General features: G+C 72.5%; 17 protein-coding genes. 8 read left to right on the top strand and 9 right to left on the bottom strand.

Features of this window, described 5'->3' with window-relative positions; genetic code table 11:
- Positions 1–72: 72 nt before the first annotated feature.
- From R2E43_RS22450 to rsmI, 8 genes are all read right to left on the bottom strand, one after another.
- Entirely contained in the window at positions 73–1,869 is a 1,797-nt protein-coding gene (locus R2E43_RS22450; protein ID WP_332056512.1) for an outer membrane protein assembly factor BamB family protein, read from the bottom strand.
- A 259-nt stretch (positions 1,870–2,128) separates the two neighbouring features.
- Positions 2,129–3,943: an ABC-F family ATP-binding cassette domain-containing protein gene (locus R2E43_RS22445; RefSeq protein ID WP_332056511.1), complete on the bottom strand. Its 1,815-nt coding sequence runs from the start codon at positions 3,941–3,943 to the stop codon at positions 2,129–2,131.
- Between the two features lie 57 nt (positions 3,944–4,000).
- The gene (locus R2E43_RS22440) at positions 4,001–4,900 is read right to left on the bottom strand and encodes a 4-(cytidine 5'-diphospho)-2-C-methyl-D-erythritol kinase (protein ID WP_011028794.1); all 900 of its coding nucleotides are present in this window, start codon (positions 4,898–4,900) and stop codon (positions 4,001–4,003) included.
- A gap of 14 nt (positions 4,901–4,914) precedes the next feature.
- Positions 4,915–5,775, bottom strand: a complete 861-nt coding sequence (gene rsmA, locus R2E43_RS22435) for a 16S rRNA (adenine(1518)-N(6)/adenine(1519)-N(6))-dimethyltransferase RsmA (RefSeq protein ID WP_003975667.1) — start codon at positions 5,773–5,775, stop codon at positions 4,915–4,917.
- A gap of 30 nt (positions 5,776–5,805) precedes the next feature.
- Entirely contained in the window at positions 5,806–7,173 is a 1,368-nt protein-coding gene (gene rpfB, locus R2E43_RS22430) for a resuscitation-promoting factor protein RpfB (RefSeq protein WP_319120943.1), read from the bottom strand.
- An 87-nt stretch (positions 7,174–7,260) separates the two neighbouring features.
- Positions 7,261–8,151: a TatD family hydrolase gene (locus R2E43_RS22425; RefSeq protein WP_003975665.1), complete on the bottom strand. Its 891-nt coding sequence runs from the start codon at positions 8,149–8,151 to the stop codon at positions 7,261–7,263.
- A 40-nt stretch (positions 8,152–8,191) separates the two neighbouring features.
- On the bottom strand, positions 8,192–8,629 hold the full coding sequence (locus R2E43_RS22420) for a hypothetical protein (RefSeq protein WP_011028797.1): 438 nt from the start codon (positions 8,627–8,629) through the stop codon (positions 8,192–8,194).
- Positions 8,630–8,785: 156 nt separating this feature from the next.
- Positions 8,786–9,646, bottom strand: a complete 861-nt coding sequence (gene rsmI / locus R2E43_RS22415; protein ID WP_003975663.1) for a 16S rRNA (cytidine(1402)-2'-O)-methyltransferase — start codon at positions 9,644–9,646, stop codon at positions 8,786–8,788.
- Between the two features lie 96 nt (positions 9,647–9,742).
- On the opposite strand from rsmI, the gene R2E43_RS22410 reads away from it, so the two are divergent.
- The 4 genes from R2E43_RS22410 to R2E43_RS22395 all read left to right on the top strand — a co-directional run bounded on the left by R2E43_RS22410 (position 9,743) and on the right by R2E43_RS22395 (position 15,725).
- Entirely contained in the window at positions 9,743–11,488 is a 1,746-nt protein-coding gene (locus R2E43_RS22410; protein ID WP_332056510.1) for a dolichyl-phosphate-mannose--protein mannosyltransferase, read from the top strand.
- A 62-nt stretch (positions 11,489–11,550) separates the two neighbouring features.
- The gene (locus R2E43_RS22405) at positions 11,551–12,081 is read left to right on the top strand and encodes a hypothetical protein (RefSeq protein WP_003975661.1); all 531 of its coding nucleotides are present in this window, start codon (positions 11,551–11,553) and stop codon (positions 12,079–12,081) included.
- Between the two features lie 230 nt (positions 12,082–12,311).
- Positions 12,312–13,937 (top strand): penicillin-binding transpeptidase domain-containing protein, encoded by a 1,626-nt coding sequence (locus R2E43_RS22400; RefSeq protein WP_003975660.1) that lies wholly within the window; start codon positions 12,312–12,314, stop codon positions 13,935–13,937.
- An 84-nt stretch (positions 13,938–14,021) separates the two neighbouring features.
- Positions 14,022–15,725: a penicillin-binding transpeptidase domain-containing protein gene (locus R2E43_RS22395; RefSeq protein ID WP_238363730.1), complete on the top strand. Its 1,704-nt coding sequence runs from the start codon at positions 14,022–14,024 to the stop codon at positions 15,723–15,725.
- Positions 15,726–15,740: 15 nt separating this feature from the next.
- On the opposite strand, the gene R2E43_RS22390 is transcribed toward R2E43_RS22395, so the two are convergent.
- Positions 15,741–16,121, bottom strand: a complete 381-nt coding sequence (locus R2E43_RS22390) for an SsgA family sporulation/cell division regulator (protein ID WP_332056509.1) — start codon at positions 16,119–16,121, stop codon at positions 15,741–15,743.
- 185 nt (positions 16,122–16,306) lie between these two features.
- On the opposite strand from R2E43_RS22390, the gene R2E43_RS22385 reads away from it, so the two are divergent.
- The 4 genes from R2E43_RS22385 (at position 16,307) to R2E43_RS22370 (ending at position 20,202) form a co-directional block, all read left to right on the top strand.
- Positions 16,307–17,368 (top strand): energy-coupling factor ABC transporter permease, encoded by a 1,062-nt coding sequence (locus tag R2E43_RS22385; RefSeq protein ID WP_011028801.1) that lies wholly within the window; start codon positions 16,307–16,309, stop codon positions 17,366–17,368.
- Position 17,369: 1 nt separating this feature from the next.
- A complete protein-coding gene (gene cbiQ, locus R2E43_RS22380) occupies positions 17,370–18,131 on the top strand; it encodes a cobalt ECF transporter T component CbiQ (RefSeq protein WP_003975656.1) in 762 nt (253 codons plus the stop codon).
- Entirely contained in the window at positions 18,119–18,922 is an 804-nt protein-coding gene (locus R2E43_RS22375; RefSeq protein ID WP_037897854.1) for an energy-coupling factor ABC transporter ATP-binding protein, read from the top strand. The genes cbiQ and R2E43_RS22375 overlap by 13 nt, the downstream gene beginning before the upstream one ends.
- Before the next feature lie 71 nt (positions 18,923–18,993).
- Positions 18,994–20,202: a serine hydrolase domain-containing protein gene (locus R2E43_RS22370; protein WP_193486733.1), complete on the top strand. Its 1,209-nt coding sequence runs from the start codon at positions 18,994–18,996 to the stop codon at positions 20,200–20,202.
- Positions 20,203–20,239 lie beyond the last annotated feature (37 nt).

Below are 20,239 nucleotides of genomic sequence, written 5' to 3'. Positions count from 1 at the left end.
GACGACGGAGACGGAACGAGCCGCGAGAGACGACGGCAGAAGAGAAGACGGAGAAGGCGGAGAAAGAAGAGGTCACTTGCCGTAGGCGAGCATCAACTTCTCCTTCGACTCGTCGTTCCCGGTCAGGCGGGTGCTGGAGATGAAGAACCGCCCGTCGACCCAGTCGATGTCCTTGGAGTAGAAGCTGTTCTCGATGTCCGCGACGCCCTGCGGGTTCTGCAGCAGCTTGGCGGGCTGGTGGCTGCTGCCCCCGGTCGGGATGGACACGATCTGACCGCCCGCGTCGTAGGACGGCTGGACGTACGCGATGAGCTGGTCGCCCTCGATCTTCAGCGGCATCATCGACTCGTCCGCGGGGGACTTGGTGCGCCACTTCTCCTTGCCGGTGGTGAGGTTGATCGCGACGATCTCGTTGGCGCCGCTGGTCGCCTCGGTCGGCAGGTAGAGCGTGCCCGCGGCGACGGCCACGCCCGTGCAGCCCTGGAGGTCGCGTTCGAGGATGGCCCAGCCGCACTCGGGGGCGAAGTCCTCGTCGACGCCGACCTGTTCCTGGACCTTGCCGCCGGAGGTGAAGCTGGAGATGTTCCAGACCTTCTTGTCCTCGTTGGTGGCGTAGACGACCAGCGGGTCGACGGAGTAGGCGCGGGCGATCCGCCAGCCCTTCTCGTACTTGTAGGTCCACAGGACCTTGCCGGTCTTCGGGTCGAGGCCCTGGAGCTCGTCGTGCGCGTTGTTGCCGCCGGCGCCGCACGAGGCGACCTGGACGAGCTTGTTGGCGCTGCCCGCGAACCCGGCGGGGAAGCAGGCGTCGCCGTACTTCTTCTTCTCGTACAGCTTCTTGCCGCTCTTGACGTCGTAGGCGGTGCCCGACTGGGAGCGGCCGACCATCATGGTGTTGCCGCTGAGCGAGAGTTCGAGGGAGAGCGTGGAGTCGAACAGGTCGCCGTCGGCGACCTCCTCGGACCAGCCCTTCTGGCCGGTGGCGAGGTCGATCTCCTGGAGCTTGTTGCACTTGGCGCGGTCGCTGGAACCGCTCATGTAGGCGACGACGATCTTGTCGTCGGCCGTCTTGTCCGGGGTGACCGCGCAGATCTTCTCCGGGAACGCGATCGGCTCCCATGCGGGCTTGCCGTCGCCGACGTTGTAGGCGAAGACCTGCTTGTACGCCGCCTTCACCGCCGCCTTGCCGGTGATCCACATGCCGTCGGCGTCGGCGCCGGAGCCGGGGGCGTCCGGCGCCTCCTTGTACCAGAGCACCTTGGACTCGCCGGCCTGGCGGTCCTCGTTGAGGTCCTCGGGGTCCTCGCCGCCGTCGCCGCTGCCGTCACCGGGGTCGACCGGGGCACCGCCCTTGGAGCCGGAGGGCTTGGGGTCGTCGGTCTTGGCGACGACGGGCTTCTTGTCCTTCTCGTCGTCACCGCCGCTCGCGGTGACCGCCCACACGCTGCCGCCGATGACGAGCAGGGCCGCGACGGCCGCGCCGACGGCGAGGGCGGGCTTGCCCTTGAAGGGGTTGCGGGACCCGGGGCCACCGGGCGGCGGCATACCGGGGGCGCCGGGAGCGCCGGGGTACTGCTGCTGCGGGTAGCCGTAGCCGGGCTGCTGGCCGTAGGGCCCCGGCTGCTGCGGCTGGGCGTACGGGCCGGAGTTGTACGGTCCGGGCTGCTGGCCGTACGGCCCCGCCTGGGCGGGCTGACCGGGCTGACCGGGCTGCTGCGGATACCCGTACCCCGGCTGCTGCGGCGGCGGGCCGGACGGCGGCCCCTGCGGGGGCGGCGGCGGGGTCGGTGCCCCGAAACCTCCCGGCGGCGGGTCCTGCGGTGCTCCGAAGCCACCCGGCTGCGGCGGCTGATTCGGCGGCTGGCTCATCAGCGCGTTCCCCCTTATTACTCACTGATTTTTAGCCACGCCCCGGGTCACGCGCTGGCCCCGGAGTCGTCTACGGCGATCGTTCACAAGCCTCGGACCGCCTTGGGACAGTCCTCGGACGGCCTTTCTATCACCCGCCGCCAACCGGCCACCGGGCCGCGTCCGCCCCTGTTCCCAAGGGAGGACCGGCCCGTGATGCCTCTGTTACGCGCCTTCACGCGCCCTTTACATCCCCCGCGCGCCCGGCGCACGCGGTCGCTCAGGCGTCCTCGGCCAGTTCCAGCCAGCGCAGCTCCAGCTCGTCGCGCTGCCCCGTCAGCTCGCGCAGCTCGGCGTCCAGTTCGGCCACCTTCGCGAAGTCCGTGGCGTTCTCGGCGATTTGAGCGTGCAGCTTGGTCTCCTTCTCGGAGACCTTGTCCAGCTGCCGCTCGATCTTCTGGAGTTCCTTCTTGGCGGCGCGCACGTCGGCGGCGCTCTTCTCGGGCACGGCGGCGGCGGGCTTGGCCGCCACGGCCGGGGCGCTCGACGCGGCGGCCTCCTCCATGCGCCGGCGCCGCTCCAGGTACTCGTCGATGCCGCGCGGCAGCATGCGCAGCGCGCCGTCGCCGAGCAGGGCGAAGACCCGGTCGGTGGTGCGCTCGACGAAGAACCGGTCGTGGGAGATGACGATCATCGAACCGGGCCAGCCGTCGAGGACGTCCTCCAGCTGGGTCAGGGTCTCGATGTCGAGGTCGTTGGTGGGCTCGTCGAGGAAGAGGACGTTGGGCTCGTCCATGAGGAGCCGCAGCAGCTGGAGCCGCCGCCGCTCACCGCCGGACAGGTCGCCGACCGGCGTCCACTGCTTCTCCTTGCCGAAGCCGAAGGTCTCGCACAGCTGCCCCGCGGTCATCTCGCGGCCCTTGCCGAGGTCGACGCGCTCGCGGACGCGCTGTACGGCCTCCAGCACCCGCCAGTTCGGGTCGAGTTCGGCGACCTCCTGCGACAGGTACGCCAGCTTGACGGTCCTGCCGACCTTCACCTGCCCGCCCGCCGGCTGCCGCTCGCCCTCGCTGCGGGCGGCCTCGGCCATGGCCCGCAGCAGGGAGGTCTTGCCGGCGCCGTTGACACCGACCAGGCCGATGCGGTCGCCGGGGCCGAGCTGCCAGGTGACGTGCTTGAGCAGCACCTTGGGACCGGCCTGGACGGTGACGTCCTCCAGGTCGAAGACGGTCTTGCCGAGCCGGGAGGAGGCGAACTTCATCAGCTCGCTGCTGTCCCGGGGCGGCGGCACGTCGGCGATCAGCTCGTTGGCGGCCTCGACACGGAAGCGGGGCTTGGAGGTGCGGGCGGGCGCGCCGCGCCGCAGCCAGGCCAGCTCCTTGCGGACCAGGTTCTGCCGCTTGGTCTCCTCGGTGGCGGCGATGCGCTCGCGCTCGACGCGGGCGAAGACGTAGTCGGAGTAGCCGCCCTCGTACTCGTAGACGTCGCCCTTCTGCACGTCCCACATGCGGGTGCAGACCTGGTCGAGGAACCACCGGTCGTGGGTGACGCACACGAGTGCGGAGCGCCGCTCGCGAAGATGCCCCGCGAGCCAGGCGATGCCCTCGACGTCGAGGTGGTTGGTGGGCTCGTCGAGGACGACGAGATCCTGCTCCTCGATGAGCAGCTTGGCCAGCGCGATCCGGCGCCGCTCACCACCGGAGAGCGGACCGATCACGGTGTCGAGCCCCTGCGGGAACCCCGGCATGTCGAGCCCGCCGAACAGCCCGGTCAGCACGTCCCGGACCTTGGCGTTGCCCGCCCACTCGTGGTCGGCCATGTCGCCGATGACCTCGTGCCGGACGGTCGCCTCGGGGTCGAGGGAGTCGTGCTGGGTGAGCACGCCGAGCCGCAGCCCGCCGGAGTGGGTGACCCGCCCGGTGTCGGGCTCCTCCAGCCTGGCCAGCATCCGGATCATGGTCGTCTTGCCGTCGCCGTTGCGCCCGACGACACCGATGCGGTCGCCCTCGGAGACGCCGAGGGACACGCCGTCGAGGAGTGCACGGGTGCCGTACACCTTGCTGACGTTCTCGACATTGACCAGATTGACGGCCATTTCTCTCCTGCCTGGGGGATCGCTCGACCCTCCAGGGTAGTCCGGCCGCCGCGGGCCTCAGTCCAGGACGGTGGCCCCCGCCGCCGCCCCCACCGCCGTACGCACGTCCCGGCAGGTCCCCGAGGCCCGCAGCACCCCCGCGATGTCGGAGGCGGACCTGGCGTCGGTGGCGAGGAAGGCCGTCGTGGGCCCAGAGCCCGAGACCAGGGCCGCCAGCGCTCCGGCCGCCCGTCCCGCGGCGAGGGTGTCGGACAGCTCGGGGAAGAGGGAGAGCGCGGCGGGCTGGAGGTCGTTGGTGACGGCGACGGCGAGCGCGGCGGCGTCGCCCTTGGCCAGGGCGTCGAGCACCGCCTGGTCGGCGACCGGCTCGGGAAGGTCCAGGCCCTCACCGAGCCGGTCGAACTCGCGGAAGACGGCCGGCGTCGACAGTCCCCGCGCGGCCAGCGCGAACACCCAGTGGAAGTCGCCCCCCACCTCCAGCTCCGCCAGCCGCTCCCCCCGCCCGGTGCCCAGCGCGGCCCCGCCGACCAGGCTGAACGGCACGTCGCTGCCCAGCCCGGCGCAGATCTCCAGCAGCTCCTCGCGAGAGGCGCCGGTGCCCCACAGGGCGTCGCAGGCGAGCAGCGCTCCCGCGCCGTCGGCGCTGCCGCCCGCCATGCCGCCGGCGACGGGGATGTCCTTGGCGATGTGGAGGTGGACGTCGGGTGCGCGGCCGTACCGCGCGGCCAGTGCCTCGGCCGCGCGCGCCGCGAGGTTGGTGCGGTCCAGGGGGACCTGGCCGGCGTCGGGCCCCTCGCAGGTGACGCGGAGTCCGTCGGCGGCCGGGGTCGCGGTGACCTCGTCGTACAGGGAGACGGCGAGGAAGACGTTGGCCAGGTCGTGGAAGCCGTCGGGGCGGGCGGCGCCGACCGCGAGCTGGACGTTGACCTTGGCGGGAACGCGGACCGTCACGCTCACTTGCTCGTCACTCCCTACACCTTGTGCTCGGCGATACGCGCGAACTCTTCCACGGTCAGCGCCTCTCCGCGCGCCTGCGGCGACACGCCCGCGCCGACGAGCGCGGCCTCGGCGGCGGCGGCCGATCCGGCCCACCCGGCGAGCGCGGCCCGCAGGGTCTTGCGGCGCTGGGCGAACGCGGCGTCGACGACGGCGAAGACCTCGGCCTTGGACGCGGTGGTCCTCAGCGGTTCGCTGCGCCGGACGAGTGACACGAGCCCGCTGTCGACGTTGGGCGCGGGCCAGAAGACGTTGCGGCCGATGGACCCGGCCCGCTTGACCTCCGCGTACCAGTTGGCCTTCACGGACGGCACGCCGTACACCTTCGAGCCGGGTCCGGCGGCCAGCCGGTCGGCGACCTCGGCCTGCACCATGACGAGGGTGCGCTCGATGCCCGGGAAGGTGTCGAGCATGTGGAGGAGGACGGGAACGGCGACGTTGTAGGGGAGGTTCGCGACCAGGGCGGTCGGTGCGGGTCCCGGCAGCTCCCGCACGTGCATCGCGTCGGAGTGCACGAGCGCGAACCGGTCGGCGCGGGCCGGCATGCGGGCGGCGACGGTGGCGGGCAGGGCACCGGCGAGCACGTCGTCGATCTCGACGGCGGTGACCCGGTCGGCGGCCTCCAGCAGGGCCAGGGTGAGCGAGCCGAGACCCGGCCCCACCTCGACCACCACGTCGTCGGGGCGTACCTCGGCGGTGCGGACGATACGGCGGACCGTGTTGGCGTCGATGACGAAGTTCTGGCCGCGCTGCTTGGTGGGGCGTACGCCGAGGGCCGCCGCGAGTTCGCGGACGTCGGCGGGACCCAGGAGGGCGTCGGGGGTGGGGCTGCTCACCCCGCAAGAGTAGCCGGGGGCCGGGCGGCCTCATTCCCGCAGCCGGGCGCCGCAGTGCGGCCAGGCGTCGGCGCCGCTGCGCACGTAGAGCTTCTGCGCCCGGTACGTCTGCTCCGCGGCGGACGCGTCCTCGGGGCGCCCCTCGCCGCCGAGGCCGTGCCAGGTGGCGGAGTCGAACTGGTAGAGCCCGCCGTAGGTGCCGGACGGGTCGACGGCGTCCGCGCGGCCGCCGGACTCGCATGCGGCCAGGCCCTGCCAGTTCAGGTGGTCGGCGCCGTGGACGGAGGCCGGCCGGGGCCGGGTGCCGACCCGCACGATGCGCGGGCTGGGCTCGCGGACCACCTCGGTGCGCAGGCGGCGGGGCTTCTGCCGGACGCCGTTGACGGTGCGCAGGGCGTACGTGGTGCGGCGCAGCCCGGGCCGGCCCGCCTCCTGGACGACCTCGGTGCCCCGGAAGAGGGAGGCGTCCTCGGCCCGTCGCTCGTCGAAGGGGATCGGGTCCTCGCGGACCTCCTGGGACCCGGTGATCCGCAGCACCGTGACGGTCTGCCCGTCGCGCGGGAAGCCGGTCGCGGGGACGGACGTGGTGTCCTCGCCGCGCAGGGTGATGCCGGCCTCCTCGACGACCTCCCCCACGGTCGCGGCGTTGGTGCGGACGGTGCGGGTCCGGCCGTCCGCCATGACGGTCACCACCCGCTCGGTGCGCACCACCAGGGCGAGGCCCTCGCGGCCGATGCGCCGGGAGGGCCCGGTGGACAGGTACGCGCCCTGCGTGCGCACCCCGAGCTGCCGCAGCGCCCCCGCCACCGTCCCCGCGGTCGTCCACACCTGGCGCCGGTGGCCGTCGAGGGTGAGCAGCACGGGCCTTCCGTGGTGGACGGTGACGTCCTCGCCGCTGGTCAGCGGGGTGCCGGGGGCGGGTGCGATCACGTCGTGGGCGCCCACCTGGACGCCTTCCTCGGCGAGCAGTTCACTCACGTCGTCGGCGAAGGTGTGCAGCGTGCGCGGGCTGCCGTCGACGGTCAGCTCGACCGCCTTGTCCTTGGCGACGAACGCGGTGGTGCCGCCCGCGAGGAAGGCCACCACCAGCGCCCGCGGCACCAGCCGGCGCAGGGAGGCGTCCGCGCGCCCCGCGCCCCGCGCCCGGCGCCGGCGCTCGGCCCGCCCGTCGCTCTGCCGGGGCAGCGCGGGCACGGTCGGCTCGTGGACGGGCGGCGGCACGGACGGGTACGTGCCGCCGTACGGCAGGGTCGGCGCGCTGTGCAGGTCGTACGGTGCGGGGCGCTCGTACGTCTCGTACGTCTCGTGTGCCTCGTACGCCTCGTCGTACGCCGTGTACGCCGTGTACGCCGTGTACGCCGTGTACGTCTCTGCCGGCTCGAACTGCGTTCTGCTCACGCCCACACGCTCCAGGGGTCCCGATCGGGCCCCCAGAACCTAGCGGAGGGCCGGTCACTCTCCCAAGCGACGCGACTACTCAGCGTGTCAGTAGCCGAAGGCGCGGGCCGTGTTCGCGGCGAGGGCGGTCGCCAGGGTGTCCTCGTCGACGCCCCGTACCCCGGCCATGGCCCGCACCGTGACCGGCACCAGGTAGGGGGCGTTCGGCCGCCCCCGGTAGGGCGCCGGCGTCAGGAACGGCGCGTCGGTCTCCACCAGGACCAGCTCCGGCGGGGCCACGGCGAGGGCGTCGCGCAGGTTCTGGGCGTTCTTGAAGGTGACGTTGCCGGCGAAGGACATGTAGTACCCGGCGCGGGCGCAGACCTCGGCCATCTCGGCGTCGCCGGAGTAGCAGTGGAAGACGGTGCGCTCGGGGGCGCCCTCCTCCTTCAGGACGCGCAGGACGTCGGTGTGGGCGTCGCGGTCGTGGATGACCAGGGTCTTGCCGTGCCGCTTGGCGATCTCGATGTGGGCGCGGAAGGAGCGCTCCTGGGCTTCCTTGCCCTCCGGGCCGGTGCGGAAGTAGTCGAGACCCGTCTCGCCGACGCCCTTGACCTGCGGGAGCGCCGCGAGCCGGTCGATCTCCGCGAGGGCGTCGTCGAGGGCCGCGTCACCACCGGGCTCGCGGGCCCCCTGCCGGGACCAGCCGTCGGGGTCCCCGTGCACGATGCGCGGCGCCTCGTTCGGGTGCAGGGCGACGGTGGCGTGGACGGCGTCGTGCGCCGCCGCGGTCTCGGCGGCCCAGCGGGACCCCGCGAGGTCGCAGCCGACCTGGACGACGGTCGTGACACCCACCGACGCGGCCTTGGCGAGTGCCTCCTCGACCGTGCCGGACTGCATGTCGAGGTGGGTGTGCGAGTCGGCGACCGGGACCCGGAGGGGCTCGGGGAGCGGGGGCGCGCCGTCCTTGTCGGACCGGCCGGATGCGTTCGAAGGCATGCCCCGATCCTACGAAAGCTCCGGCGCGCCCCCGGTGGGGTCAGCTCGCCCCGCGGTGGAGGTGGAAGGCGTGCAGGAGGTCGGCCAGGTGCCAGTGCCGGCGTCCGCCGGACAGTCCCGGTGCCCCCGGCCCCGGCGCCTCGGGCACCAGCGGCACCTCGAGCGGGCCGGCCGGCGGCACCCGGTGGACGGTGTGGGCGGCGCCGCGCACCGAGGCCACCCGGCCCGGGCGCAGGATCCGTACGACGTGGCTGTCGCAGGTGGCGCAGGTCGGCCGGGTCAGCGGGGAGGGCACGACCCGGCCGTCCGCGACGTAGAGCACGAACTCGCGGCCGTCGGTGTCCGTGTGGTGCTCGATCTCGAACGACTGCTCCCAGCCGTGCCCGCAGCGCATGCAGGCGAACGAGTACGACTCGTGGACGACGGCGGTGGCACCCGCACGTACTCCGGTCCGCACGGCGCTCTCACTCATGCTCATCCCGGCTCCTTGGTTCGTTCTGCTCCTTCCTCCAGTGGACTCCTCCACCAGCGGGAAAGCACCAGGCGCTGCCGAGTGTTTTAGCCGATTTGAGCTGTCCTTGGCAGGAACGCCGGCCAGGTCAGGGACGGGTCAAGGGCGGCCCTATGGATCCCCTCAGATCCCCGTGTTCTTTTCCGCGTTCTTCGCCGCCACCACCGCGTCGAACACCTCCCGCTTGGGCACCCCCACCTCGGCGGCCACCGCGGCGATCGCCTCCTTGCGCCGCTCCCCCGCCTCCTCGCGCACCCGCACCCGGCGCACCAGCTCCTCGGCGCCGACCTCCTCGGGCCCCTTGTCCGGCGCCCCCTCCACGACGACGGTGATCTCGCCCCGCACCCCTTCACCGGCCCACGCGGCCAGCTCGCCCAGCCCCCCGCGCCTGACCTCCTCGTACGTCTTGGTCAGCTCCCGGCAGACGGCCGCCCGCCGGTCGGTGCCGAAGACCTCGGCCATGGCGGCGAGGGTGTCGTCGAGGCGGTGCGGGGCCTCGAAGTAGACGAGGGTCCGGCGCTCCCCGGCGACCTCGCGCAGCCGGGTCAGCCGCTCGCCGGCCTTGCGGGGCAGGAAGCCCTCGAAGCAGAACCGGTCGACGGGCAGCCCCGACAGGGCCAGCGCGGTCAGCACCGCGGACGGCCCGGGGACGGCGGTGACGCGCACGCCGCGCTCGACGGCGGCGGCGACCAGCCGGTACCCGGGGTCGGACACCGACGGCATCCCGGCGTCGGTGACCAGCAGCACCCGCGCTCCCCCGGCCAGCTCCTCCACCAGTTCGGGCGTACGGGCGGACTCGTTGCCCTCGAAGTACGACACGACACGCCCCGCGGGGGCGACGCCGAGCGCCTGGGTGAGCCTGCGCAGCCGCCGGGTGTCCTCGGCGGCGACGACGTCCGCGCCGGCCAGTTCCGCGGCGAGCCGGGGCGGGGCGTCCTGGACGTCGCCGATGGGGGTGCCCGCGAGTACAAGGGTTCCAGTCACGTCCCCATCCTCCCAGCCCTGCCGGAAGGGGAACGTATCCGCACCCGGGAGGGCCATGCACGGGACGTGCACAGCGCGGTTCCCTACGATGGCGCGGTGACCAGTACCGCGTCCTCCACGGACACCCTGCACGACCAGGCCCCGCACGACGAGCGGCCCACCTGGCAGCAGCGGCTGCGCCGCTTCGGCTACCCGGCGGGGCCCGCGACCGGCGACGTCCGCGACCGGCTGGTGCCGCCGTACACGAGCCCGAGCCCGCGCCTGTGGGCGTTCCTGGGGGTGTCGAAGCCGCTCACCGACCGGATGATCCGCTGGTCGGCGTGGGGCGGGCCGCTGCTGGTGGCACTGTTCGCGGGGGTGCTGCGGTTCTGGAACCTGGGCAGCCCGAAGGCGGTGATATTCGACGAGACGTACTACGCCAAGGACGCGTGGGCGCTGATCCACCGCGGCTTCGAGGTCAACTGGGACAAGAACGCCAACGACCTCATCCTGAACTCGGGCGGCGACGTCCCGATCCCCACCGACGCGGCGTACGTCGTCCACCCGCCGGTCGGCAAGTACATCATCGGCCTCGGCGAACTTCTGTTCGGCTTCGACCCGTTCGGCTGGCGCTTCATGACGGCGCTGCTCGGCACGCTGTCGGTGCTGCTGCTGTGCCGGATCGGCCGCCGTCTGTTCCGCTCCACGTTCCTGGGGTGCCTGGCGGGCGCCCTGATGGCGCTGGACGGCCTGCACTTCGTGATGAGCCGCACCGCGCTGCTGGACAGCGTGCTGATGTTCTTCGTGCTGGCCGCCTTCGGCTGCCTCGTCGTCGACCGCGACAAGGCCCGGTCGGGACTCGCCGCCGCACTCCCGGTGGACGAGGACGGCCGCGTCCGCCCCGACGCGCACGTCGCGGAGACCCTCCGCCTCGGGTGGCGCCCCTGGCGCCTGGCGGCGGGCCTGATGCTGGGCCTGGCGGCGGCCACCAAGTGGAACGGCCTCTACATCATGGCGGCCTTCTGCGTGATGGCGGTGCTGTGGGACGTCGGCTCCCGCCGCGTCGCGGGCGCCCACCGCCCCTACCGCGCCGTACTCCGCCACGACCTGGGCTGGGCCTTCCTCTCCACCGTCCCGGTCGCCCTGGCCACGTACCTCCTCTCGTGGCTCGGCTGGATCCTCTCCCCCTCCGACGGCACCGGCGGCTACTACCGCGACTGGGCCACGAAGGACGGCGCGAACAGCTCCTGGTCGTGGCTCTTCCCCGACTGGTGGCGCAGCCTGTGGCACTACGAGACCCAGGTCCTCGAATTCCACACCCACCTGACCTCGCCGCACACCTACCAGTCGAACCCCTGGAGCTGGATCGTCCTGGGCCGCCCGGTCTCCTACTTCTACGAGTCCCCGTCGGCGGGTTCGGACGGCTGCCCGGTGGACGCGGGCGAGAAGTGCGCCCGCGAGGTGCTGGCCCTGGGCACCCCCCTCCTGTGGTGGGTGGGCTGCTTCGCCCTGCTGTACGTCCTGTGGCGCTGGCTCTTCCGCCGCGACTGGCGCGCGGGCGCCATCGCCTGCGGCGTGGCGGCCGGCTACCTGCCCTGGTTCATGTACCAGGAGCGCACGATCTTCCTCTTCTACGCCGTCGTCTTCCTGCCGTTCCTGTGCCTGGCGGTGGCCATGCTCCTGGGCGCGATCATCGGCCGCCCGGGCTGCACCGACACCCGCAGAGTGGCGGGCGCGACGGGCGCGGGCGTCCTGGTGCTCCTCATCGCGTGGAACTTCATCTACTTCTGGCCCCTGTACACGGGCACGGCGATCCCGATGGAGGAGTGGCGGGCGCGGATGTGGCTCGACACGTGGGTCTAGCCGGCCGGGCCCGTCATGAGGGCACGGCGGAGCGCCGCACGGGGCGTGGTTCAATGACGCGCATGGTGGAGGACGGTACATCTCTGGGACCGTTGGAACTGGCCGGTGGGCGCTGGGGAGTCGGAGACGCCTCACGACCGGGCACCTACTGGGTGGAGTTCCGCCCGGACGGGCTGTACCAGCACGAGCCGGACTCCGGGGGACGGTTGATCCCGTGGTCGAGGGTCATGACCGGCGTCTGGCTCACCTGGGGCAAGCACGCCTGGAACACGAACAACAGGGGCAAGTACACGCTGAAGGGGATGGTCGCCGAGCGCACCGGCGGCTGGATGCACCTGACGCTGCGGCACCCGTACGAGGACACGCAGCTGCGCTTCGACCAGCATGAGCGCCCCTACCGCGCGGTGGACGCCCTCCGGCTGGAGCATCTGCTGCGGCAGCTCATCGACGAGGAGAAGCTCCAACTCCTCGGCGACCCGGAATGGGTGGGCCGCGCCGTGGCGCATCTGGCCGGCGGGAAGAACAGCTGGCTGACGGACCGTGCGCTGCGGCGGGTGGCGAAGGAGGCCGTAGCCACGGCCACCGGCCACTGACGGCCGCTCTCATCGAACGGCGTTTCCCACGCGGCCACCGGATGCCACGGCGACGCGCCGGAGGCCGGACGGGTGGGCCGCTCCCGTGCGTCACGCCCCCGGTCTCCTTTAGGCCACCAAACGGAAACAGTCGTACCGCTGGTCACCCCCTGCGCATAGAGTGCACCTACAACTACTTCTGAACGCGTTCAAGAAGGCGGGCGGAAGGTCTGACGGGGAGGGGACTGCCGATGGGCAGGGGGGTCAAGGTCGCCGTCATAGGCGGCGTGTTCGCCGTGATGGTGGGCGGTGCCGGGTACGGCGCCTACAACGTGGTGTCGGCGCTGGACGAGGGCGGGGGCTCCGGGTCCTCCGAGGCCAAGAGCGGGCCGCCGGACAAGGACGAGGTCGCGGAGACCAGCGAGAAGTTCTTCGCGGCCTGGGAGAAGGGCGACGCGACGACCGCCGCCTCGTACACCAACAACGCCTCGATCGCCGGGACGCTGCTGACCGCCTACGGCGAGGACGCGCACATCGGCGGCGTCGAGATCACGCCGGGCACGGCGGCCGGCACCTCCGTGCCGTTCACGGTGAAGGCGAAGGTGTCGTACGAGGGGACGACCAAGCCGCTCAGTTACCGGAGCACGCTGACCGTGGTGCGCGGGGAGACCAGCGGGCGGGCGCTGGTGGACTGGAAGCCGTCCGTCGTCCACCCGGACCTGAAGGACGGGGACACCCTGGTCACCACGGAGTCGGCGACCCCGCAGATCCAGGCCGTCGGGCGCGACGGCACCGTGCTGACGAAGGAGAAGTACCCCTCGCTCGGGCCGGTCCTCGCCACGCTGCGGGAGCGGTACGGTGCGCAGGCGGGCGGCACTCCCGGCGTCGAGCTGGCGGTCCGGCACACGGTGGCGAGCACGCCGGACACCCCGCTGCTGACGCTGACCGAGGGGAAGCCCGGGAAACTCGAGACGACGCTCAGCGCGAGCGTGCAGGCCGCGGCCGAGAAGGCGGTGAAGCGGTACGGCGAGTCCTCCGTGGTCGCGGTGAAGCCCAGCACCGGGGAGGTGCTGGCCGTGGCGAACAACCGTCAGGACGGCTTCAACGCCGCGTTCCAGGGCAAGGTCGCCCCCGGCTCCACCATGAAGATCCTCACCGCCGCCATGCTCATCGACAACGGCGTGACCTCGATGAACGGCCCTGCACCCTGCCCCGAGACGGCGACCTGGCAGAGTCAGACCTTCCACAACATCACCACCATGAAGCCCAACATGAGCGCCACCCTCGCCAACACCTTCATGCGCTCCTGCAACACCGGCTTCATCAAGCTCGTCGACGAGAAGCCCCTCACGGACTCCTCGCTGACCCAGGAGGCCCAGGAGCGCTTCGGGCTCGGGCAGGACAACTGGCAGACCGGCATCGTCTCCTTCGACGGGAGCGTCCCCGCCTCCGGCGGCCCGGACCGCGCGGCCAACGCCATCGGGCAGGGCCAGGTCCAGATGAACCCGCTGAACATGGCCTCCGTGACGGCGACCGCCATCACCGGTGAGTTCCGCCAGCCGTACCTGGTGCCGTTCGACCTGGACGACCGGGAACCGGCCACCGCCAAGGGGCTGCCGCAGGGCACCGCCTCCCAGCTCAAGCAGATGATGCGGCTCACCGCCACCCAGGGCACCGCCGTCAACGCCATGTCCGGGCTCAGCGGCGACATCGGCGCCAAGACCGGCTCGGCCGAGGTCGACGGGCAGGCGGTCTCGAACGCCTGGTTCACCGGCTTCCGCAACGACGTCGCGGCGGCGGCCATGACCGAGGAGGGCGGTCACGGCGGCGACGCGGCCGGGCCGATCGTCGCAGATGTGCTACGAGTCGGCGGCTGACACGGACCGGCGGCCGTGATGCCCCTACTGTGGTCGCCGTCGTAAGCAGCATCCGGCACCGAACGCACCGAGGAACGGGACGCAGTGGGCAGCAGAAGGGGCGCCGCCACCGGGCGGCGCAGGACGAAACCCGCCGTGATCGGCAGTGTGGCCGCGGTGGTCGTGGCCGGTGCCGGGTTCGGTGCCTACGCGATGTACGGCGGCGGCGAGACCGGCGACGACAACGCGCGCACCAAGTCCGCGGCGGCCGCGGAGAAGGTGAAGTCGGGGCCGCTGACGGCGGCCGAGGTCACCTCCACCGCCCAGCGGTTCCTGACCGCCTGGCAGCGGGGCGACGTGGCCGGCGCGGCCGCCGCGACCGACGACGCCGAGGCCGCGAAGGCGCTGCTCACCGGCTACGCCAAGGACGCCCGCATCAAGGACGCCACCTTCACCGCGGGCGCCCCGGCCGGGGAGAAGGTCCCCTTCTCCGTCAAGGCCACGGTCGCCTACGAGAAGGCGGCCGAGCCGCTGGCGTACGACAGCGCGCTGACCGTCGTCCGCCGGGAGGGCGACGGCGAGCCCCGCGTCGACTGGCACGCGGCCGTCGTGCACCCGGAGTTGCGGGACGGGGACAGGCTGGTCACCGGGAAGGCCGGTGATCCGCCGGTCAAGGCGCTGGACCGGAACGGCGCGGAGATCACCGCGGCCAAGTACCCGTCCCTCGGCACCGTGTTGGACGGCCTGCGCGACAAGTACGGCAAGAAGTCCGGCGGCACCCCCGGCGTCGAACTGCGTGTGGTGCGCGGGAAGAGCACCGGGGACGGCAAGGGGTCGCAGGAGTCCGGGGCCGGCGAAGTCGCCGACAAGACGCTGCTGGAGCTGAGCAAGGGCACGCCCGGCACCCTGAAGACGACGCTCGACCCCGCCCTCCAGACGGCCGCCGAGAAGCAGGTGGACGGCAAGAAGGGGGCGTCGGTGGTGCTGCTGCGCGCCTCCACCGGCGAGGTCCTCGCGGTCGCCAACGGCGGGCACGGCTTCAACACCGCTTTCCTGGGCTCGCTCGCCCCCGGCTCCACCATGAAGGTCATCACCGCCTCGATGCTGCTCGAGAAGGACCTGGCGTCGGTGAACGAGAAGCACCCGTGCCCGAAGTACTTCAGCTACGGCGGGTGGAAGTTCCAGAACGACGACGAGTTCGAGATCAAGGACGGCACCTTCAAGGCGAGTTTCGCCCGGTCCTGCAACACCGCCTTCATCAGCCAGGCCCCCGAGCTGAAGGACGACGACCTGACCAGGCAGGCCAAGGAGGTCTTCGGCCTGTCCATGAACAACTGGTCGGTCGGCGTGTCCACCTTCGACGGCAGGGTGCCGGTGCAGAGCAAGGCCCAGATGGCCGCCTCCCTCATCGGCCAGGGCGGGGTGCGGATGAACCCGCTGAACATGGCGTCGGTGTCGGCGACCGTGAAGTCGGGCTCCTTCCACCAGCCGTACCTGGTCGCCCCGTCGGTCGACGGGCGGGCGCTCGCCACGGCCTCGCGCACGATGTCCGGCGAGACGCTCGGCGCGCTGCGCGAGCTGATGTCCTACACGGCGGCGTACGGCACCGCGGCGGAAGCCATGGCCGGGGTCGGCGGTGACGTGGGTGCCAAGACCGGCTCGGCGGAGGTCGACGGGCAGGAGAAGCCCAACGGCTGGTTCACGGCCTACCGGGGGGACCTGGCGGCGGCGGGCGTGGTCCAGCAGGGCGGGCACGGCGGCGACACCGCGGGCCCGATCGTCGCGGCGCTGCTCAAGGCAGGCGGCTGACCCCCGGCGCGCGGCTCAGTGGGCCACCGGCTGCGCGGTCGCCGCGTAGGTGCGGCGCAGGAAGCGGATGAGGGCCTTGTTCTCGAACTGGACCACCGAACAGCCCTGCGGGGAGTGGAACTCGACCACGGCCTGCACCCGGCCGCACGGCCACACCCGCACCTCGCCGCTCCCGGCGGGCGCGCGCAGGCCCTGCTCCAGCAGTTCGCGGGAGAAGGTCCACTCGCGGGAGCCGGACGCACGGCCGCCCCGCCCGGGCAGGGCGACGCACACCTTCGAGGGGTCGAGCTGGGGGTCGTAGCGCAGCACGACGGGTATCGCTCCGCCGTCGTCCTGGTCGGGGAGGTCCCCGTCCGTGAGGATGTTGGCTCGTGCGTACTGTTCGACTACGGACATGGGGTCGCCCCTTACGCTCTGCCACCTGTGTTGAAGCTGTGGGTCCACCCCCACTCCAATGTCCCATATTTCCGGGCTTACGCTCTGCGGGCCGGATACCACATGTGAGATCGACCGCATCGGCGGACCGGCAGCCTTTACCTCGCTCTTGCGAACGAGTTGCAACTGGTCTCTATCATCGAACCGTGCATGTACCTGACGGATTCATCAACGCCCCGACCTCCGCCGTGACCGGAGTCGTCGCCGCGGGCGCCATCGCGGTCAGCCTGCGCGGCGCGCGCCGTGAGCTGGACGAGCGGACGGCGCCGCTGGCCGGGCTGGTCGCGGCGTTCATCTTCGCCGTGCAGATGCTGAACTTCCCGGTCGCGGCCGGGACCAGCGGGCATCTGCTCGGCGGCGCGCTGGCCGCCATCCTCGTCGGGCCCTGTACGGGTGTGCTGTGTGTCTCCGTCGTGCTGCTGATGCAGGGCATCCTCTTCGCCGACGGCGGTCTGACCGCGCTCGGCGTCAACATCACCGACATGGCGATCGTCACCACGGTCGTCGCCTACGCCCTGTTCCGGGGCCTGGTGAAGGTGCTGCCGCGCACCCGCCGCTCGGTCACCGTCGCCTCCTTCGTCGCCGCGCTCGTCTCCGTCCCGGCCGCCGCGCTCGCCTTCACGCTCCTGTACTGGATCGGCGGCACCACCGACGTCTCCATCGGCAAGGTCGCCACCGCGATGATCGGCGTGCACCTGCTGATCGGCATCGGCGAGGCCGCGATCACCGCGCTGACCGTCGGCGCCGTCATCGCCGTACGCCCGGACCTGGTGTACGGGGCGCGCGGGCTCCAGCAGCGGCTCAAGCTGCGGGTGAACGGCGAGCTGGTCGACGCCCCCGGCGCCGGACCCGCTCCGGTCCCCGCCCCCGTCGCCGCCCGCTCCCACCGCAAGGTGTGGATCACCGGCCTGGTCGCCTCCCTGGTCCTGGCCGGCTTCGTCAGCTTCTACGCCTCCGCCGACCCCGACGGCCTGGAGAAGGTCGCCTCCGACAAGGGCATCGACGAGAAGGCGAAGGAGCACGCCAACGCCGACTCGCCGCTCGCCGACTACGGCGTCGAGGACATCACCAACGCCCGCGTCTCGGGCGGCCTCGCGGGCGTGATCGGCGTCGGCGTCACGGTCGTCGCGGGCAGCGCCGTGTTCTGGGCGGTGCGCAGGCGCCGCAGCGAGGACGCCTCCCCGACCAGCACGGAAACGACCGTCTGACGTGGGCGCCGGACACGCCCACCGGCTCTACCGGCACGGGCACTCCCCCGTGCACGGACTGCCGCCGCACACCAAGCTCGCCGCGGTCTTCGCCTTCGTGGTCGTCGTGGTGTCCACACCGCGCGAGGCGATGTGGGCCTTCGGCCTGTACGCGCTGCTGCTCGCGACGGTGGCCTGCGCGGCCCGGGTCCCGGCGGCCTTCCTGCTCAAGCGGCTGCTGATCGAGGTGCCGTTCGTCGCCTTCGCGGTGCTCATGCCGTTCGTGGCCCAGGGCGAGCGGGTCGAGGTGCTCGGCCTGTCCCTGAGCGTCAACGGCCTTTGGGGCGCCTGGAACGTCCTGGCCAAGGGCACTCTGGGCGTCGCCGCCTCCGTACTCCTCGCCTCCACGACCGAGCTGCGGGAACTCCTCCTCGGTCTCCAGCGGCTGAGGCTGCCGCCGCTGCTCGTGCAGATCGCGTCGTTCATGATCCGGTACGGGGACGTGATCGCGGACGAGATGCGCCGGATGCGGATCGCCCGGGAGTCGCGCGGGTTCGAGGCGAAGGGCGTACGGCACTGGGGCGTGCTCGCCAAGTCGGCGGGGGCGCTGTTCATCCGCTCCTACGAACGCGGCGAACGCGTCCACCTGGCCATGGTCAGCCGCGGGTACGCCGGTTCGATGCCGGTGATCGACGAGGTGACCGCGTCCCGGGCGCAGTGGTCGTACGCGCTGGCCCTCCCGTGTGCGGCGCTGGTCGTGTGTCTGCTGGGATGGACGTTGTGACCGACCCAGTGACCGGCCCTGCGGCCGCCCCCGTGCCCGACGCGCCCGCCTCCCTCGACGTCTCCGGCCTCGCCTTCGCCTACCCCGACGGGCACCAGGCCCTGTTCGGCGTGGACTTCTGCGTCGCGCGCGGCGAGCGGGTCGCGCTGCTCGGTCCGAACGGCGCGGGCAAGACGACGCTCGTACTGCACCTCAACGGCATCCTGACCGGCGGCACCGGCACGGTCACGGTCGCCGGGCTGCCGGTGGACAAGCGGAACATGGCGGAGATCAGGCGCCGGGTCGGCATCGTCTTCCAGGACCCGGACGACCAGCTGTTCATGCCGACCGTGCGCGAGGACGTGGCGTTCGGACCGGCGGCGGCCGGGGTGAAGGGGGCGGAGCTGGAGGCCTGTGTGGACCGGGCGCTCACGCTGGTCGGCATGGCGGAGTTCAAGGACCGGCCGCCGCACCACCTCTCCTTCGGCCAGCGGCGCCGGGTGGCGGTGGCGACGGTGCTCGCCATGGAGCCGGAGATCCTGGTCCTGGACGAGCCCTCGTCCAACCTCGACCCGGCCTCCCGCCGCGAACTCGCCGACATCCTGCGCTCCCTGGACGTCACGGTCCTGATGGTCACCCACGACCTGCCCTACGCCCTGGAGCTGTGCCCCCGCGCCCTGATCCTCAGCGACGGCGCGATCGCGGCCGACGGTCCGACCGCCGCCCTGCTCTCCGACGACGACCTGATGCGCGCCCACCGCCTGGAGCTGCCCTTCGGCTTCGACCCGCGGTCGGTGCGGGCGAGCGGGTGAGGAATGGTGGACGGTCGGTGGCGGTTGCATCCACTGTCATGGGCGACCGGAAGGGGCGTACAGAGGTGGGCGTGAACGTGCACGGCACGGTGGCCGAGGGCTTCGGGCCGGTGAGGGACGCGTTCGCCCGGAACTTCACCTCGCTCGGCGAGCGGGGCGCGGCCGTCGCCGTCTACCGGGACGGGCGCAAGGTCGTCGACCTGTGGGGCGGCAGCAGGGACGTCGACGACGCGTCCGGCACCGAGCCGTGGCGTCGCGGCACCGCCCAGGTGGTCCGCTCGGCGACCAAGGGCGTCGCGGCCGCCGTACCGCTGCTGCTGCACCGGCGCGGGGAGCTGGACCTGGACGCGCCGGTGGGCGAGTACTGGCCGGAGTTCAAGGCGCACGGCAAGGAGAGGGTGCTGGTCCGGCATGTGCTGAACCACCGGGCCGGGCTGCCGGTCCTGGACCGTCCGCTCACCCCCGAGGAAGCCCTGGACCCGCGGCGGGGCCCGGCCGCCGTCGCCGCGCAGGCCCCCGTCTGGGAGCCGGGCACCGACCACGGCTACCACGCGCTGACCTACGGCTGGCTGCTGGACGAGCTGGTCCGCCGGGCGAGCGGCGGGCGGGGCGCCGGGCAGTGGATCGCGGACGAGATCGCCGGGCCGCTCGGCCTGGACCTGTGGGTGGGGCTGCCCGCGGCGGAGGAGGCGGCGGGCCGGGCCGGGCGCGTCGGGCGCCTCGACGAACCCGAGCCGTCGGGGTCCGGGAACGGCCCGCGGCTGCGCCCCAAGCGCGCCGTCACCGAGGCGTACGAGAACCCCGGCTCCCTCACCCGCCGCGCCTTCGCCGCGATCACCCCGTTCCCCGACCAGAACGACCCGGAGTACCGCGCGGCCGCGCTCCCGGCCGCCAACGGCATCGCGACGGCCGACGGACTGGCCCGCTTCTACGCGGCGCTGATCGGCGAGGTCGACGGCGTGACCCGCGACGTACGGCTGTTCGACCGGGCGACCATGGAGCTGGCCCGCGCGGAGGAGTCCGCCGGCCCCGACCGGATCCTGGTCGTGGGCACCCGTTTCGGCCTCGGCTACATGCTGCACGGCAGCGCGTCCCCGTTCCTCGGCCCCGGCTCCTTCGGCCACCCGGGCCGCGGCGGCTCCCTGGGCTTCGCCGACCCGGAGACCGGCATCGCCCTGGGCTACGTCACCAACGGCTTCCGCAAGACCGTGACGGCGGACCCGCGGGCGCAGGCGCTGGTCCGGGCGGTACGCGCGTCGCTCGACCGGGACCCGTCCTAGCGACGGGCCCCGGCCCCGGTTCAGACGTGGACGGGGT

It is taken from the genome of Streptomyces violaceoruber (assembly GCF_033406955.1).
GTDB lineage: Bacteria > Actinomycetota > Actinomycetes > Streptomycetales > Streptomycetaceae > Streptomyces > Streptomyces violaceoruber.
The sequence above is the reverse complement of the archived record's forward strand: the minus strand, read 5'-3'. Positions and strand labels throughout refer to the sequence as shown.

Bases quoted from the DNA above. Each gene is read 5' to 3' on its own strand.
- R2E43_RS22405 (WP_003975661.1), top strand. From the start codon at position 11,551: ATGGTGGAGGACGGTACATCTCTGGGACCGTTGGAACTGGCCGGTGGG.
- R2E43_RS22425 (WP_003975665.1), bottom strand. From the start codon at position 8,151: ATGCCTTCGAACGCATCCGGCCGGTCCGACAAGGACGGCGCGCCCCCG.
- R2E43_RS22445 (WP_332056511.1), bottom strand. From the start codon at position 3,943: ATGGCCGTCAATCTGGTCAATGTCGAGAACGTCAGCAAGGTGTACGGC.
- R2E43_RS22390 (WP_332056509.1), bottom strand. From the start codon at position 16,121: ATGTCCGTAGTCGAACAGTACGCACGAGCCAACATCCTCACGGACGGG.
- R2E43_RS22420 (WP_011028797.1), bottom strand. From the start codon at position 8,629: ATGAGCATGAGTGAGAGCGCCGTGCGGACCGGAGTACGTGCGGGTGCC.
- R2E43_RS22450 (WP_332056512.1), bottom strand. From the start codon at position 1,869: ATGAGCCAGCCGCCGAATCAGCCGCCGCAGCCGGGTGGCTTCGGAGCA.
- R2E43_RS22400 (WP_003975660.1), top strand. From the start codon at position 12,312: ATGGGCAGGGGGGTCAAGGTCGCCGTCATAGGCGGCGTGTTCGCCGTG.
- R2E43_RS22375 (WP_037897854.1), top strand. From the start codon at position 18,119: ATGGACGTTGTGACCGACCCAGTGACCGGCCCTGCGGCCGCCCCCGTG.